Source organism: Paractinoplanes bogorensis (assembly GCF_018829635.1).
Lineage (GTDB): Bacteria > Actinomycetota > Actinomycetes > Mycobacteriales > Micromonosporaceae > Actinoplanes > Actinoplanes bogorensis.
The window spans coordinates 126,935-141,889 of the sequence record NZ_JAHKKG010000016.1 but is presented as its reverse complement, the minus strand read 5'-3'; the positions used below and the strand labels follow the sequence as shown (position 1 = coordinate 141,889).

Sequence of the window (14,955 nt, the reverse complement as noted above, 5' to 3'; positions counted from 1 at the left end):
GTCCTTCTGTGAATGATCAGCGCCCGGGGCCCACCTATCTCGACGAGATCGGTGCGCTGATGCGTGAGGTGATCGCGGCCGGCGATCCTGCGATGCCGGCCGCCGCGATCCTGGCCGCGCTGCACGACCACCTCGAGACCGAGGAGTTCGCCACGAGCCTCTACCTTTTGTGGGGGATGCTCGGCGAGAGCGAGTGGCTGTCCGATCAAGCGGAGACGGCGGCGCGCGAGTGGCTTGACCTGGACCACCGTGATCGTACGGCCGTACGCGGCTATTACGATCATTGGCTCCATGACGTGTGCGGCTACGACCGCGGACCCTGAACAGAACGTGGAGGTGCGGCCTTGACCGATCCGGGGTACGGATACGGGCCGCCGCCCGGCCCGGGGTACGGAAATGGGCCGCCACCCGGTCCGGGGTACGGAAATGGGCCGCCGCCCGGTCCCACCAAGTTGTCGTGGCGCCTGGCCCACAGTGTCTGGGTCCTGGCCCCGATCCTCAGTCTCGGCTGTCTCTCCGCCGTCGGTTTCCTCTACGTAGGTGTCCGCGCGCGACGCCCGGCCTGGTGGATCCCGGGCATCGTCTATTCGCTCATCGCCAACGTCACGTTCTTCACCGGCGCCGGCGCCGGTGAGGGCTCCATCCGCGAGAACGTCACCTACGCGCTGCTGTTCACGTCGTGGGCCGTCTCCATCGCGCACGCGTTCATCATCAACTCGGCGTGGCTGCGCTGGCGGGCCGGTTACCGTCCGTGGTACAACCAGCCCCCGACGCCGTATTACGGACCGCCGGTCGGCGCCGAGCCGCCGGTGCACACACCACCGCATCCGTTCGGCCCGGCGCAGGCTTATGCACCGCCGCCCGACCCGTTCGCTCCGCCGCAGGCCTACGCGCCGCCGCCCGTACAGCCGGACCCGTACCCGCCGCAGCACTATCCGCCGCCGCAGGACCCGTTCGCGTCGACCCAGTTCCAGGCGGTCACGCCGCCGGGCGGACTGCTCGACGTGAACACGGCGACCGTCCACCAACTGGCCGGCCTGCCCGGTTTCACTCCCGAACGGGCGGCGCAGGCGGTGGCCGCGCGTTCGGCCCGGGGCCGTTTCGCTGGCATGCACGACTTCGCGGCGGCCGTGTCCCTGGCGCCGCACGAGTTCGCGGCCGTCCGCGACCGCATCGTCTGCTGACTCGCACTGCCGGCCCGGTGACCGTGGAGACTCCGTCGCGGACCGGCCGGCGCGGGGCGCAACCGCGCAGTTCCCTCGCCGGTCCGCGACGGACGACTGTTATCCCCCGAGGGCCGGTTCCAGGGCCGGCTCGACCGAGGTCCACTGGGCCGACTCGGCCGAGCGGCTCACCGCGTCGAGCACCAGCTGCACCTGCAGCGCGTCGGCGAACGACGGGGTCGGCTGCTGACCGGTGGCGATCGCCTCGATCAGGTCGCGCACCTCGTGGGTGAACGTGTGCTCGTAGCCGATGCCGTGACCCGGCGGCCACCACGCCCCGATGTACGGGTGATCGGCCTCGGTGACCAGGATCCGGCTGAAACCTTGCTCGGTCGTCGGCAGCGCGGCGTCGTAGAACTCGAGCTCGTTCTGCCGTTCGAAGTCGAACGCGAGCGAGCCGAGCGACCCGTTCAGTTCGACCCGCAGCGCGTTCTTGCGGCCGGTGGCGAACCGGGTCGCCTCGTACGTGGCCACCGCTCCCCCGTCGAGCTTGGCCAGGAACAACGCCGCGTCGTCGACCGTGACGTCGCCGAGTCCGCTGCCGTCCGACGAGGCGGCCAAGCCGGCCGAACCCGACGTCAACGGCCGCTGCTTGATGAACGTTTCGGTCAGCGCGGACACCGTGGTGATCGACTGACCGGTGACGAACTGGGTCAGGTCGATGATGTGCGCCCCGATGTCGCCCAGTGCGCCCGAGCCCGCGAGTTCCTTGCGCAGCCGCCAGACCAGCGGGAACTGCGGGTCGATGATCCAGTCCTGCAGGTAGGTGGCCCGCACGTGCCGGATCTCGCCGATGCGCCCGTCGCGCACCATCTGCCGCATCAGGGCGACGGCGGGGACGCGGCGGTAGTTGAAGCCGCACATCGCCCGTACGCCGGAAGAAGCGGCCTGGGCCGCGGCCGCCGCCATCTCGCGTGCCTCGGCCACCGTGTTGGCCAGGGGTTTCTCGCAGAGCACGTGCTTGCCCGCGGCCAGGGCGGCCAGGGCGATCTCGGCGTGGGTGTCACCCGGGGTGCAGATGTCGATCAAGTCGATGTCGTCCCGGGCGATGAGGGATCGCCAATCCGTGGTGTGCTCGTCCCAGCCGAGCTTCGCGGCGGCGGCCGCCACCCCTTCCGGGGAGCGGCCGCTGACCGCGGTCATCCGTGCCGACAGCGGCAGGTCGAAGGCGCGGTTGACGGTTCGCCACGCGGTTGAGTGCGCGGCGCCCATGAACGCGTAGCCGACCATGCCGACCCGCAGCTGTTCCGACATCGAATCTCCTTCTTGTGGAACGGCCCGGTCAGAAACCGAGCTTCGCGTACTTGTCCGCGTTGTCCTTGGTGATCGTCTCGGAGGCGAGGGTGATCTCCTTGGGCACCTGCAGCTCGACCAGGTCGCTCATGCCCTTGCCCTGCCCGATGAGCCGGGCCAGCGAGATGGCCGAGGACGCCATCGACGGGCTGTAGGTCACGGTCGCCTTGAGCACCGAGTTGTCGGCCTTGATCTGGTCGATGGCCACCTTGGAACCGGCCCCGCCGACCATGAAGAACTCGCTGCGGTTGGTCTGCTTGATCGCGGCCAGCACGCCGATGCCCTGGTCGTCGTCGTGGTTCCAGAGGGCGTCCATCTTGGGCAGCGCCTGCAGCAGGGCGGTCGCGGCGGCCTGGCCGGAGTCGGCCGTGAACTCGGCCGGACGGCGGTTGGCGACCTTGAAGCCGTACTCGGCCAGGGCGACCTTGAAGCCCTCGCTGCGTTCCTGGGTGAGCTCGAGCGAGTCGATGCCGGGGATCTCGCCGATGATCGGGTTGGCCACGTTCTTGGCCTTCATCTGCTCGCCGATGTAGTGACCGGCGGCCAGGCCCATGCCGTAGTTGTCGCCCTTGATCTGCACCCGGAAGGCGGCCTGGGACGGGAACGCCCGGTCCAGGTTGATCACCGGGATGCCGGCCCGCATGGCCTCGAGGCCGGCCGCGTCGAGTTCCTTGCCGTCGTACGGGAGCATCACGATCACGTTGGGCTTCTGCGCGACGAGCGTCGAGATGGCGGCCCGCTGAGCGGCCGCGTCGGTGCCCGCCTCGACCGCCTTGAACTCCACATCGGAGTACGCGGCGGCCTGCGCCTTGGCGTTGTTGGTGATCGCCGCGAGCCAGCCGTGGTCGGCGGCCGGGGCGGAGAAGCCGATGACGACCTTTTCGCCCGACGCCGCGTTGGGGTTGGCACTCGCGTCGGTGTTCGTGTTCACCTGCGCCGTGTTGTCGGGCTCGTTGCTGGTGCAGGCGGTGAGAAGGGCGCCGGCGCCGACAGCCGCGCCGCCGAACAGAATGCGCCTACGGGACAAAGCGGACATGATTCCTCCAAGGGGGTGCCCGGACCGAGCGAAGCCGGGCGAAAGAGATCAGCGCTTGAGCAATTTGGTGAGCGATTGGAACCGGAACTGCTGGATCAGGACGGCGGCCACGATGATCCCGCCCTTGACCATGTTCTGGACCTCGGTGGGGAGGTTGTTGATGGCGAACAGGTTGGTGATGGTGGAGAAGACCAGCACGCCGAAGAGCGCGCCGACGATGGTGCCCCGGCCGCCACTGAGCAGCGTGCCGCCGATGATCGCCGCGGCGATCGCGTCGAGTTCGTAGAGGTTCGCCATGGCGGCCTGCGCGCTGGTCGCCTGGGACGTGAGCATGATCGCGGCGATGCCGCAGCACAGGCCGGACAGCGCGAACAGCAGCATGGTGTGCCGTTTGACGTTGATGCCGGCCAGCCGGGCCGCCTCGGGGTTGCCGCCGACGGCCACCGTGCGCCGGCCGAACGTGGTGCGGTTGAGCAGCACCCAGCCCAGCAGGACGACCACGGCGAGGATCCAGACCAGCAACGGGATGCCGAGCGGGCGGGTGCTGGCGATGTCGTTGATCGTGGAGTTGGTCGAGATCTGCGTCTGCTTGCCGGAGATCTGCGCGGCCAGACCACGAGCCGCCACCATCATGGCCAGCGTGGCGATGAAGGAGACCAGTTTCCCGTACGCGATGAGCACGCCGTTGACCAGCCCGACCACCGTGCCGACGATGATCGCCGTGAAGATCATGCCCCCGGCGCCGTAGCTCTGAGTGGCCAGCGTCGTCGACCACACGCCGGCGATGGCGACGATCGCGCCGACCGACAGGTCGATGCCACCCCCGATGATCACGAAGGTCATGCCGACCGTGACCACGCCGATCGCCGACGCCTGCTGCAGGATCGTCAGAAAGTTGTTCTTGACCCAGGTCGGGTCGCTGTAGAGGTCGGGCTTGGTGATGATGCCGACCACGATGAGCAGCACCAGCACGCCGACCAGACCCAGATTGCGCAGGGTGTTCTCGTCGAGCTTGCGGCGTTCCGGCTTGGTGGGCGCCTCAGGGGGCGCCGTCTGGGTAGTCATGCTGGCTCCCCTTCCAGAATGGACTCAGTCGTGAGGGACCCCGCCATGACGAGGTCGAGAACGGCGGCCTCGTCGATCTGTTCGGCGGGCGCCTCGTGGATGATGCGGCCCTCGCGCATGACCAGCACGCGGTCGGCCAGTCCGAGCACCTCGGGCACCTCGCTGGAGACCAGCAGCACCCCGACACCGCGGGCGGCCAGGTCGTGGATGACCTGGTAGAGCTCGGCCCGGGCACCGACGTCGACGCCGCGGGTGGGCTCGTCGAGCAGCAGCAGCTTGGTGTCGTCGAGCAGCCAGCGGCCGACCACGACCTTCTGCTGGTTGCCGCCGGACAGCGTGCGCACCGGACGGGTCACGTCGCGGGGGCGCAGCTCGAGCAGGTCGGCCGTCTTCTCGGCCGCCTTGCGCTCGCCGCTCGCGTCGGTGAAGCCGGCCTTGGCGAAGCCGGAGAACGACGCCAGCGTCATGTTCTTGTAGATCGGCTCATCGAGCAGCAGCGCCTGGCTCTTGCGCTCCTCGGGGGCCATGCCCATGCCCTGGCGCACGGCCCGGCCGACCCCCGTGACGCGCTTGCCGTTCAGGGTGACCGTGCCGGCGTCCGCACGGCGGGCGCCGAAAATGGTCTCGAGCAGTTCGGAGCGGCCCGACCCGACCAGGCCGGCGATGCCGACGATCTCGCCCGGCGCCACCGTGAGGTTCGCGTCGGCGAACTCGCCCTTACGGCTCAGGCCCTCGACGACCAGCAGCGGCTTTTCCTCGGTGGCCGGGCGGCGCGGCGGGAACACGTATTCGATCGAGCGTCCGGTCATGCGGCTGACCAGGTCGCGCGTCGGGGTGGTGCGGGCCGGCAGGTTGGCCGCGGTGGTGCGGCCGTCCTTGAGCACGGTGACCCGGTCGCCGATCTCGCGGATCTCTTCGAGCCGGTGGGAGATGTAGATGACCGCGATCCCCTGGGCGGTGAGCCCCTGGATGATGCGGAACAGGTTGCCCACTTCGTCATGAGCGAGCACAGCGCTGGGCTCGTCCATGACGATCAGCTTGGCGTCGTGCGACAGGGCACGGGCCATGCTGACGATCTGCTTGCCGGCCGCGGGCAGGTCACGCACGTGGGTGCGCGGCGGAATCTCCGGGTGGCCGAGACGGGACAGGATCTCGCGGGTCTTCTGCGCGGCGGCGCGGCGCCGGCTGAAGCCGAAGCGGGCGTCCTCGTGACCCAGGAACGCGTTTTCGGCGACGTTGAGGTCGTCGACGAGGTCGAGCTCCTGATAGATGGTCGCGATGCCGGCCCGCATGGCGGCCTGCGGATTGGCCGGCGCGAACGGCTGGCCGAGCCAGGTGATCTCGCCGCCGTCGGCGTGGTGCACGCCGGCCAGCGTCTTGATCAGGGTGGACTTGCCGGCGCCGTTCTGCCCGAGCAGGCAGTGCACCTCACCGGCGCGCACCTCGAGCTGCACGCCGTCGAGGGCGCGTACGCCCGGGAAGGTCTTCACCACGTCGGTCAGGCGCAGCACCACGTCGTGCGGGCCGTCGCCGGGTTCGTCGGCCGGCGGCGGGGCCGGGACGGTCTCATCGGTCTTGAGGGCGGGGGCGGGTTCGGTCATGACGCCTGCTCGAATGCCGTGTCGCTGGCCAGCACGGCGGCACCGGTGACACCGGCCCGGCTGCCCAGCTCCGAAAGGACAACGGGGAGGTTGCCGGTGGCCAGGGGCAGCGACCGGCGGTAGACCACACTGCGGATCTCGGCCAGCAGCACATGCCCGAGAAGGGCCAGGCCGCCGCCGATGACGATCATCGAAGGGTTGGAGAAGGACACGAGCGTGGCCAGGACACCGCCGACCCGGCGGCCGCCCTCGCGGATCAGTCGGATGCAGGTGACATCGCCCTCGGCCGCACCGTCGGCGACGTCGCGGGCGGTGATCGAGATGACCGGCTCGCGCTCGTCGTCGCCGCGGTCCTCCCGGCTCTCCTCGGCCGCCAGCGCCGCGGCCAGGCGCTCGGCCAGGGCCGGGGACTCGCCCGAGCGGGCGGCGGCGATCGCGTCGCGGGCCAGCGCCGAACCGCTGAACAGCGCCTCCAGGCAGCCGGTGTTGCCGCACGAGCAGACCGGGCCGTTCGCGTCGACCTGGATGTGGCCGATGTCGCCCGCGCAGCCGTCGACACCGCGGTAGACCGTGCCGCCGAGGTGGATGCCGCAGCCGATGCCGGTGCCGATCTTGACGAACAGGAAGTCGTCGACCGAGTGCGCGACACCGCCGTGCCGTTCGCCGATCGCCATGATGTTCACGTCGTTGTCGACGACGGCGGGACATCCGTGCTCGCGGGCGAGGAGTTCCCGTACGGGATAACGGTCCCACCCCGGCATGATCGGCGGCGACACCGGAACGCCGTCACGGAAGCTCACCGGCCCCGGGACGCCGATGCCGACCGCGTCGAGCTTCTCGTACGCCCCGTCGGTGCGAGCCTTGTGCAGCAGCTCGTTGACCCGTTGCAGTATGGTCCGCGGCCCCGAGCGGATGTCGGCCGTCTCGCGATAGGTCGCGACCGGCTCGAGCCGTCCGTTGGTCACCTCGATGTCGATCGAGCTGGCGCCCAGGTCGACCGCCGCGAACCGGAGTCGCGGGTCGAGCTCGACCAGCGTCGACCGGCGCCCGCCGCGGGAGGCGGCCATGCCCGCCTCGGCGATCAGACCGGCGGCAACGAGACGCTCGACCTCGGCCAGCAGCCGCGGCCGGGTCAGCTCGAGGCGGTCCCCCAGTTCCGCGCGCGAGACCGGGCCCTCGTCGCGCAGCAGGCGCAAGACCCGCAAGTGGGGAGCATCGGCGACGTGCACGGAGACCTCCGGAGGCGCTTAACACCGGAGTAATCCCTCGGTGTTGTGCCCGTCACAGTAGGCATGTTGTGCCTCCGGAGTCCATACCTTCTCGAAGATCATCGCCAACTTTTGTCTCTTGCAGCAAAAGTTAGGTTCGTTATCGCCCGTTGACCTAGGTCTGCTTTACGCGTCGCGGGGGCACGGCCCACCCACCCTGGGGGCCACCGTCCACCGCCATTGTGACGAAATTTGCCCCGCTCGAGGGGGCGCCCTGTGGACAACCCGCAACTGTGGACAACCGAAAGAACCCCGGCTGAGGGTGGTAGCCGGGGTTCTCTCATGCACGAGGAGAAGGGTCAGTTGGTACTCAGGCCGTGTTCGCTGCCCTTCTTGAGCTTGCGGTCGTCGCGCAGTTCGAGGAACGGCTCCTCGGACGGGTCGTGGCCGGCGGCGATGGCCCGCCCGCGTTCCAGCTCGGCGTCGAGTTCGGCGCCCAGCAGGACCGCGATGTTCGAGATCCAGAGCCAGACCAGGAAGGCGATGACACCACCCAGGGTCCCGTACGTCTTGCTGTAGTTGGCGAAGTTGGCCAGGTAGATCGCGAACGCGCCGGACGCGACCAGCCACAGCAGCACGGCGAAGATGCCGCCCGGGCTGACCCAGCGGAACCCGCCGGTCTTGGCGTTCGGCGAAGCCCAGTAGAGGATGGCGAACATCAGGCTGACCAGCATGATCAGGACCGGCCACTTGGCGATGTTCCAGGTCGTGACGGCCACCCCGCCGAGCCCGATCTGCTCGCCGACCACGCGGGCCAGGTCGCCGGTGAAGACGACGATCACGGCCGACAGGATCAGCATGATGCCGATGACCGCGGTGACGCCGACCCGGATCGGGAGCGTCTTCCAGATCGGCCGGCCCTCGGGCACGTCGTAGACGGCGTTCGAGGCGCGCATGAACGCGGCCACGTAGCCCGACGCCGACCAGAAGGCCAGGAGCAGACCGATGATCGCGGCGAACCCGGCCGTGCCGGTGTCCTGCACCTGGCTCAGAACCGTGTTGACCAGGTCTTCGATCTGCTGGTTGTTGGCGATCTCGCCGACCGTGTCCTGCACCGTCTGCTGTCCGTCGCTGCTGAGCAGACCCAGGATCGACACCAGCACCAGCGCGCCCGGGAAGATCGACAGCACGCCGTAGTAGGTCAGCGCGGCGGCCCAGTCCGAGACGTTGTCCTCGGAGAACTGCTTGAAAGTACGCTTCATCGCCGCCACCAGACCCTGGAACCGCAGCTGCGACGGCTTGTCGGGCCCGGCGTCCGGCGGCACGGCCTTGCGATAGTCGGCGTTGTCCTCGCCGGTGCGGGTGGTCGCGGCCGCTTCCAGGTCGTAATCCTCGGCGCCCTTGGCCCGCGCATCGGAGGCGGCCGAAGAACCAGCGGCCGAGGAGCCAGCGGCCGAGGAGCCAGCTGCCGAAGAGCCAGCTGCCGAAGAGCCAGCTGCCGAAGAATCAGCGGCTGGAGAACCAGCGGTCGGCGGCGTGGCGGTCGCCTTCTCGTCGTCGTGCTTGCGTCGCAGCAACTTCATCGGGTGCCTCCAGGCGCACGGCGTCCTCGGTTTCAGGGTCGCCTGCGCACGCCACCCCGGCCCCGCCGCGAAGTGCGCTAACGCCCCCGCAACTGGTGATGCCCGCCACGGACCACCCCTAACCACGTTCCCCTCGTTCGGGAACGCAGCCGTTCACTTCCGCCCCACGCGGAAAGGAAAGGGCAGAAGAGAACACCCGCAGCGGGTCACTTGCAGAGCTGTTTGGTCATTCGGAGGCCGGCCACGGTCAGGCCCAGCGCCATCAGCGCGAGCAGATAGGCGACGTCGAGCAGCTGGGTCCAGCCGGTCGTGCCGGTGCTCAGGGCGCGGATCAGGTCGACCGAGCGGTAGAGCGGTGTCGCCTCGATCAGCCAGCGGACCACCTCGGGGTAGGCCGTGGGCGGGACGAACGTGCCCGAGAACAGGAACAGCGCGAACTGACCAGAGGCGATCAGGTCGAAATCCTGCCAGCTGCGGATGATCGTCGACACGGCCATGCCGAGCGCACCGAAGGCCAGGCCGACCAGGAGCGTCGCGGGCAGCATGACCACCGCGCGCGACCAGGTGGTCAGGCCCATCAGCGTCATGATGACCACGAACGCGGCCGAATAGATCACCCCGCGGACCATCGCCCAGGCCAGCTCGCCCAGCGCGATCTCGATCGGGCGGACCGGCGTGGCCAGGATGCCCTCGTAGAGGCGGACGAACTTCATCTTGCCGAAGAAGTTGAACGTCGTCTCGGACAGCGCCCCGGTCATGGCCGACGCGGCGAGCATGGCCGGCGCGACGAACTCGGCGTAGCCCACCACCTCGCCCCCGGGCAGGGTGATGTCGCCGATCAGGGCGCCGACGCCGACGCCGATCGAGAACAGGTAGAGCACCGGCTCGAGGAAACCGGACACCATGACGACCCAGTAGGCCGAGCGCAGGGTCGAGATGTTGCGCTCGGTCACCGAGGCCGACCGCCGGGCCGTGCCCTCGAAGGAGAGCAGCCGCGGCATCACCAGCGTCACCATGATCAGATCACCAGCCGTCGGCGGAACCGGGACACGGCCAGCAGCCAGCCGGCCGCGCACCAGGCCAGCAGCACGGCCACGTGCACGACGCCGAGCAGCCCGGGGGCGAGGCCCAGCATCGCGTCGCGGCTCAGCTCGACGCCGTGCCAGAGCGGGAACACGTAGGCCACCCAGCGCAGCAGCACGGGCAGCGACTCGACCGGGAAGAAGACCCCGGAGAACAGCGACATCGGCAGCACGGCGAACCGCATCAGGATGATCAGATAGCTGTCGCTGGTGATGCTGGCCGCGTAGGCCATCGTGGGCGCGGCCGCCGCGAAGCCGACCAGCAGCGCCACCACCAGGGTCAGCGGTGCCCACCACGAGTGCAGCGTGCCGAAGGCGGCCGCCATCGCCAGGAACGCAGCCGCGCTGAGCACGACCCGGAACAGCATGAAGGCCAGATGGCCGCCCAGGATGTCGCCCACCCGCAGCGGCGCCGCGGCCTGCGCGAAATAGACCTTGAGCCACTCGAAGTAGCTCAGCACCGGCCAGGTGGCCTCGCCGAACGCGGCCTGCATGGCCGTCGACGCGATCAGCCCGGGGACGATCCAGTCGATGTAGGGCACGCCCTCGACCCCGCCACGCACGTACGCGCCCACGCCGACACCAAAACCCAGCAGCGTCAGCAGCGGGATGACCAGCGTCGACAGCGCGCTCGACCGCCAGGTGCGGCGGTAGTTGACCAGGTGATATTCGAGAACGTAAAGCGGTGCCGTCATCAGTCCACCAGCGTCCGGCCGGTGAGATGCAGGAACACGTCTTCCAGGCTGCTGCGCCGGACGAGCACGCTGGCCGGGCTGAGCGAGCGCCGGTTGACCTCGTCGGCCGCGCCGTCGCCGTCGGCCACGTAGAGCAGGATGCGGTCGGGCAGGACCTCGAGCCGCTCGCCGATGCCGGCCAGCTTGTCGGCGTAGGCCGCCTGGTCTTCGGTGGCGAAGCGGAGCTCGACCACCTCGCGAGTCGAATACTGCTCGATCAGCGAGCGGGGCGAGCCCTCGGCCACGATGCGGCCGCCGTCCATCACCACCAGCCGGTCGCAGAGCTGCTCCGCCTCATCCATGTAATGGGTGGTCAGCACCAGCGTGACGCCCTGCTGCTTGAGCCGGAACAACCGCTCCCACACCAGGTGGCGGGCCTGCGGGTCGAGGCCGGTGGTGGGCTCGTCGAGCAGCACCATCTCGGGCTGGTTGACCATCGCGCGGGCGATCGTCAGGCGCCTCTTCATGCCGCCGGAGAGCGGTTCGACCTTGCTGTCGGCGCGCTCGGCCAGCTGCACGAACTCGAGCAGCTCGTCGGCGCGGCGGCGGGCCTCCTTGCGCGAGATGCCGAAGAAGCGCGCGTACGTGGTCAGGTTTTCCCGCACGGTGAGCTCGATGTCGAGGTTGTCGAGCTGGGGGCAGACGCCGAGCTTGGCCCGGATCGCCGGGCCGTCGCGACGCGGGTCCATCCCGAGGATCTCGAGCACGCCGCCGGTGGGCGGCGAGACGCACCCGATCATGCGCATGGTCGAGCTCTTGCCCGCGCCGTTGGGCCCGAGGAAGCCGAACGCCTCGCCGCGCCGCACGTCGACGTCGATGCCGTCGACCGCGGTGAAGTCGCCGAACCGCTTGACCAGGCCGCGCGCGTGGATGAGGGAGGTCACGGTGAAACCCTAGGAGAGGGGTACGACAGAAACGAGCCGATTACCTCCGGGCGACCAGCGCGGTGAACAACCCCGGCCGTCAACCCAATTCGGCCTCGTCGGCCGCGGCCCGTCCCGACTCCCACCCTTCGAGGCTGTCGATGCGACTGCCGCGCGATCGGACCGTACGGGGAAACGCCTTGTTCATCACCGAGAGAACCTGGACGTCGCGGTTGCGCAGCACCGGCAGCAGATCGGCCTGGCCGGCGATGGCGGTGCGGGTGACCTCGGCCAGCCGCTCCCCGATACGCACCGCGTAGGCGACCAGGAAGCTCCGCCGGAACGCCTTGATCCGCGCCTTGCCCTTGCCCGGTTCGTCACGGGCCATCGCCCGGTTGGCCTGCACCAGCAGCGACGTGTAGAGCAGCTCGACCCCGTCGATGTCGGCGTCGAACCCGAAGACGGTCGAGAAGCCCAGCTCGGGCGACCACACCGTGTGACAGTGGTTGGCCCGCGCCACCGCGTCCAGCAGGCTGGCCTTCTCGCTCTCGTAGGGATGGTCGACGCCGATCCGCCGGGCGAACGGCACCACCTCGACCCGGTCGGCCGAGGCCAGCGCCTCCGAGATGCTGTGCCGGGCGATCAGCTCCTGCGCCTTGGCGGAATAGGCCTCGGCCTCGGCCGGAAAGTCGGTCGACTCGGCCTTGGCGAGCAGGGCCCGGACCCGCTCGAGGACCTTGCTGTCCGCTTTATCCGGTACGGGGGAGGTCGCACCCGGCGGCGGCACCAGCACCTCGATCACCGGCAGGCGCCGCAGCTCGATCAGCAGCCCGAGCGTCGAGTCGAGCAACGTGATCCGGTCGGGCCTGCGGGGCGCCGCGGGCAGCCGTGCGACCTGCTCCTGCCAGCGAGGATCAACACCGGAGAAGCGTTTCCCGTACGCCGTGGCCGCGTCCACCACGAGCGCCGCCTGCACCGGATCGCCGAGCCGGGCCACCACCCGATGCAGTTCGGCCGGTTGCCATCCGCCGCGGAACAGCCGCTCGAACGCGTCCCGCAGGGCCCCGCCCAAGGCCGCGTCCACCTCGCCGGCGGGCGCCACGGTCAGCGCGTCGAGGCCGGCCTCGTACCCGACCGCACCGCCCACGACGTCGCGCACGATCTCGGGTACCGACACAGCTCAGACACTAATCAGGGCCGGGAAGCGCGTGCTCCCCGGCCCTGGTGATCAGCTGGATCAGACGTCCATGTCGTTCTCGATGCGCTTGAGCTGGTGCCGGGCCATGGCCAGGTTCGACCGGTCGCGCCGCAGCGCCACATAGAGGAACAGCCCCTTGCCGGACCGGCTCGTCAGCGGGCGGATCATGTGGTACTGCGAATCGAGGGTGATCAGGATGTCCTCGATCTTCTCGGTGATGTTGAGCATCTCCATCGCCCGCAGCTTGGCCCGCACCACGTCGGTGTTGCCGGCCGCGGCGACCGTCAGGTCGAGGTCCTTGCCGCCGCCGACCGTGCCGAGGGCCATGCCGCTCGTGTGGTCGACCAGCGCGACGCCGACGGCGCCGTCGATCTCCATGATTTCCTTCAGTGCGGTGTCCATGTCAGCCATGGAAATGTCCTCCGTTGCGGTGGGATGGCGGACCGCTTGTCGGGGCCGGTCCGTTGGTTCAGCCCGCTGCCTGCCGACGGCGGGCGTTGCTGTTCGTGAGCGTTGCCATGGGTGTGCGCCGGGTCAGCGGGCCGGCCGGCCCCGGCTGTTGCGGGATCTCCGGCCGCGGCCTCGGCTGCTCGACCTTGAGAATCCGGACGAGCCGGCGTACGCACCGGCGCGCCTCGAGGTGCACCATGGCGAGGTTCGCGTCGCCCGAGGTGACCAGGGTGAGCAGGGCGTTCGGGCCCGCCGTGTACGAGGTGATGTAGCCGCGGTCGCACTCCACCACCGATTCGCGCAGTTCACCGTGGTCGACGGCGTACGCGAAGCGCCGGGCCAGCGCGAGGTGGGCGGCGGCCAGCGCGGCGATGCTGTCCGGCTCGATGTTGTGCGCGTCGTGGGCCAGGACCAGCCCGTCGGTGCTGGCCAGCACGCTTCCGGAGAGTTCGTGCAGCCGGCCTCGCAGGCGGTCGAGCTCCTCGAGCACCGCCGGATCCACCGTCATCCTCGCCTCTCTCTTTCTCCCTCGGGGGTGCGCGCGTCACCGCAAGGCCCGCAATGCGGTACGGATGCGCTTGAGCAGGACTTCATCGGTGCCCGGATGCACCGGCGGGGGCTCGCCGGCGACCTCCTTGGGCAGCTTGGCCCCGGGTTTGCGGCGGGCCAGGCGGGGCGGGCGGGGTTCGTCCGCGATCAGGTGGCGTGGCGGGTCGGGCGGTGGCGGCGCGGGGACCGGCACCGAGGCCGTCACCCGCGCCCCGGCGACCACAGGCACGGTGGGCGAGTCGTCCAGGCGTACGGGAAGAGCTTTTTCCTCCCGTACGGGATAAGCCCCGGTCTTCTTTTCCACGGGCGGCGGCGGGGCCGGCCGATGCGCGTCGACCGCTGTCCCCCGGGCCCGGGGCAGGCGCACGAACTCGGGACCCGGCGCGGGGATCTCGGGCAGCTCGATCAGCCCGAGCGCGGCCATCCGGCGCAGCTCCTGCACGCAGGTGTAACCGGCCTTGCCGAGCAGCAACGCCAGATCGGCCGGGGTGCGCTGCCCGTCCGCGTGGACCAGCAGCTCCCACTGCAACGAGGTGAGCGTGATCCGCTCGCGCGGCGGCCGGACCACCGGGGCGACCGCCGTCGTGTCGACCCGCGCGTCCGGGAAGATCTCGTCGAGCAGCACCACCCGGCGGGCCACCTCACGGTTGACCGCCTCGGGCTCGACGTGCACCACCGCCCCGAGCCAGTGCGTGGCGCCGGTCAGGAACTCGACCGGGGCCGAGACGGGCGAGAGCGCGAAGTACGCCGCGTCATAGATCGCCCCCAGCACACACAACTCCAGCTCGCCCTGGGTGAGGTGGCCCTGCTCGACCAGCAGCCGGCCCACCCGGGCGGTCGAGGTGCCCAGATCAAGAGCGTTCTGCCACGTACGCCCGGCCAGGCGGCCCGACGCGGTGAGAAGCTCGCCGACCCCGGGCGCGGCGGGCGACTCGGCATAGATCACGTGACCCTCGAGGAGGTAGACCGCGCCGCCCGGATGGCCCCCGACCACCAGGACGCCGGTCTGCCGCTCGCCGGCCATCTGCGTCAGCAGGTGCGCCGGTGACACGGCCCGCGAGGCTGTCACG

At 69.9% G+C, this 14,955-nt stretch carries 15 protein-coding genes; 2 read left to right on the top strand and 13 right to left on the bottom strand.

All coding sequences use genetic code 11. The annotated features are described in order from the left end of the window. Positions 1–8 precede the first annotated feature (8 nt). Both KOI35_RS40635 and KOI35_RS40630 read left to right on the top strand, forming a co-directional pair. The gene (locus tag KOI35_RS40635; RefSeq protein WP_215794958.1) at positions 9–323 is read left to right on the top strand and encodes a hypothetical protein; all 315 of its coding nucleotides are present in this window, start codon (positions 9–11) and stop codon (positions 321–323) included. A gap of 21 nt (positions 324–344) precedes the next feature. Then, entirely contained in the window at positions 345–1,184 is an 840-nt protein-coding gene (locus KOI35_RS40630; protein WP_215794955.1) for a helix-hairpin-helix domain-containing protein, read from the top strand. 99 nt (positions 1,185–1,283) lie between these two features. On the opposite strand, the gene KOI35_RS40625 is transcribed toward KOI35_RS40630, so the two are convergent. From KOI35_RS40625 to KOI35_RS40565, 13 genes are all read right to left on the bottom strand, one after another. Continuing rightward, on the bottom strand, positions 1,284–2,477 hold the full coding sequence (locus tag KOI35_RS40625; RefSeq protein WP_215794953.1) for a Gfo/Idh/MocA family protein: 1,194 nt from the start codon (positions 2,475–2,477) through the stop codon (positions 1,284–1,286). A 28-nt stretch (positions 2,478–2,505) separates the two neighbouring features. Continuing rightward, entirely contained in the window at positions 2,506–3,552 is a 1,047-nt protein-coding gene (locus KOI35_RS40620) for a substrate-binding domain-containing protein (RefSeq protein ID WP_215794952.1), read from the bottom strand. 48 nt (positions 3,553–3,600) lie between these two features. Beyond that, on the bottom strand, positions 3,601–4,617 hold the full coding sequence (locus KOI35_RS40615) for an ABC transporter permease (protein ID WP_215794950.1): 1,017 nt from the start codon (positions 4,615–4,617) through the stop codon (positions 3,601–3,603). Continuing rightward, positions 4,614–6,218 carry a sugar ABC transporter ATP-binding protein gene (locus KOI35_RS40610; protein WP_215794948.1) on the bottom strand — a complete coding sequence of 535 codons (1,605 nt, stop codon included), beginning with the start codon at positions 6,216–6,218 and terminating at the stop codon, positions 4,614–4,616. The genes KOI35_RS40615 and KOI35_RS40610 overlap by 4 nt, the downstream gene beginning before the upstream one ends. Next, on the bottom strand, positions 6,215–7,447 hold the full coding sequence (locus KOI35_RS40605) for an ROK family transcriptional regulator (protein WP_215794946.1): 1,233 nt from the start codon (positions 7,445–7,447) through the stop codon (positions 6,215–6,217). Before KOI35_RS40605 ends, KOI35_RS40610 begins: the two co-directional genes overlap by 4 nt. Before the next feature lie 338 nt (positions 7,448–7,785). Continuing rightward, a complete protein-coding gene (locus tag KOI35_RS40600) occupies positions 7,786–9,009 on the bottom strand; it encodes a YihY/virulence factor BrkB family protein (protein WP_246614581.1) in 1,224 nt (407 codons plus the stop codon). Between the two features lie 206 nt (positions 9,010–9,215). Continuing rightward, positions 9,216–10,025: an ABC transporter permease gene (locus KOI35_RS40595; protein ID WP_215794943.1), complete on the bottom strand. Its 810-nt coding sequence runs from the start codon at positions 10,023–10,025 to the stop codon at positions 9,216–9,218. Between the two features lie 2 nt (positions 10,026–10,027). Continuing rightward, a complete protein-coding gene (locus KOI35_RS40590) occupies positions 10,028–10,786 on the bottom strand; it encodes an ABC transporter permease (protein WP_215794941.1) in 759 nt (252 codons plus the stop codon). Next, positions 10,786–11,709, bottom strand: a complete 924-nt coding sequence (locus KOI35_RS40585; RefSeq protein ID WP_215794938.1) for an ABC transporter ATP-binding protein — start codon at positions 11,707–11,709, stop codon at positions 10,786–10,788. Before KOI35_RS40585 ends, KOI35_RS40590 begins: the two co-directional genes overlap by 1 nt. A gap of 79 nt (positions 11,710–11,788) precedes the next feature. Next, on the bottom strand, positions 11,789–12,865 hold the full coding sequence (locus KOI35_RS40580) for a DUF2786 domain-containing protein (protein WP_215794936.1): 1,077 nt from the start codon (positions 12,863–12,865) through the stop codon (positions 11,789–11,791). Between the two features lie 60 nt (positions 12,866–12,925). Then, entirely contained in the window at positions 12,926–13,297 is a 372-nt protein-coding gene (locus tag KOI35_RS40575; RefSeq protein WP_215794934.1) for a hypothetical protein, read from the bottom strand. A 58-nt stretch (positions 13,298–13,355) separates the two neighbouring features. Next, a complete protein-coding gene (locus KOI35_RS40570; protein ID WP_215794931.1) occupies positions 13,356–13,844 on the bottom strand; it encodes a roadblock/LC7 domain-containing protein in 489 nt (162 codons plus the stop codon). 36 nt (positions 13,845–13,880) lie between these two features. After that, complete coding sequence (locus KOI35_RS40565; RefSeq protein ID WP_215794929.1) at positions 13,881–14,954, bottom strand: DUF4388 domain-containing protein; 1,074 nt, start codon at positions 14,952–14,954, stop codon at positions 13,881–13,883. Position 14,955 lies beyond the last annotated feature (1 nt).

Excerpts from the sequence above, each read along its gene's own strand:
- KOI35_RS40570 (WP_215794931.1), bottom strand. The coding sequence starts at position 13,844 with ATGACGGTGGATCCGGCGGTGCTCGAGGAGCTCGACCGCCTGCGAGGC.
- KOI35_RS40625 (WP_215794953.1), bottom strand. The coding sequence starts at position 2,477 with ATGTCGGAACAGCTGCGGGTCGGCATGGTCGGCTACGCGTTCATGGGC.
- KOI35_RS40610 (WP_215794948.1), bottom strand. The coding sequence starts at position 6,218 with ATGACCGAACCCGCCCCCGCCCTCAAGACCGATGAGACCGTCCCGGCC.
- KOI35_RS40575 (WP_215794934.1), bottom strand. The coding sequence starts at position 13,297 with ATGGCTGACATGGACACCGCACTGAAGGAAATCATGGAGATCGACGGC.
- KOI35_RS40615 (WP_215794950.1), bottom strand. The coding sequence starts at position 4,617 with ATGACTACCCAGACGGCGCCCCCTGAGGCGCCCACCAAGCCGGAACGC.
- KOI35_RS40590 (WP_215794941.1), bottom strand. The coding sequence starts at position 10,786 with ATGACGGCACCGCTTTACGTTCTCGAATATCACCTGGTCAACTACCGC.
- KOI35_RS40620 (WP_215794952.1), bottom strand. The coding sequence starts at position 3,552 with ATGTCCGCTTTGTCCCGTAGGCGCATTCTGTTCGGCGGCGCGGCTGTC.
- KOI35_RS40600 (WP_246614581.1), bottom strand. The coding sequence starts at position 9,009 with ATGAAGTTGCTGCGACGCAAGCACGACGACGAGAAGGCGACCGCCACG.
- KOI35_RS40595 (WP_215794943.1), bottom strand. The coding sequence starts at position 10,025 with ATGGTGACGCTGGTGATGCCGCGGCTGCTCTCCTTCGAGGGCACGGCC.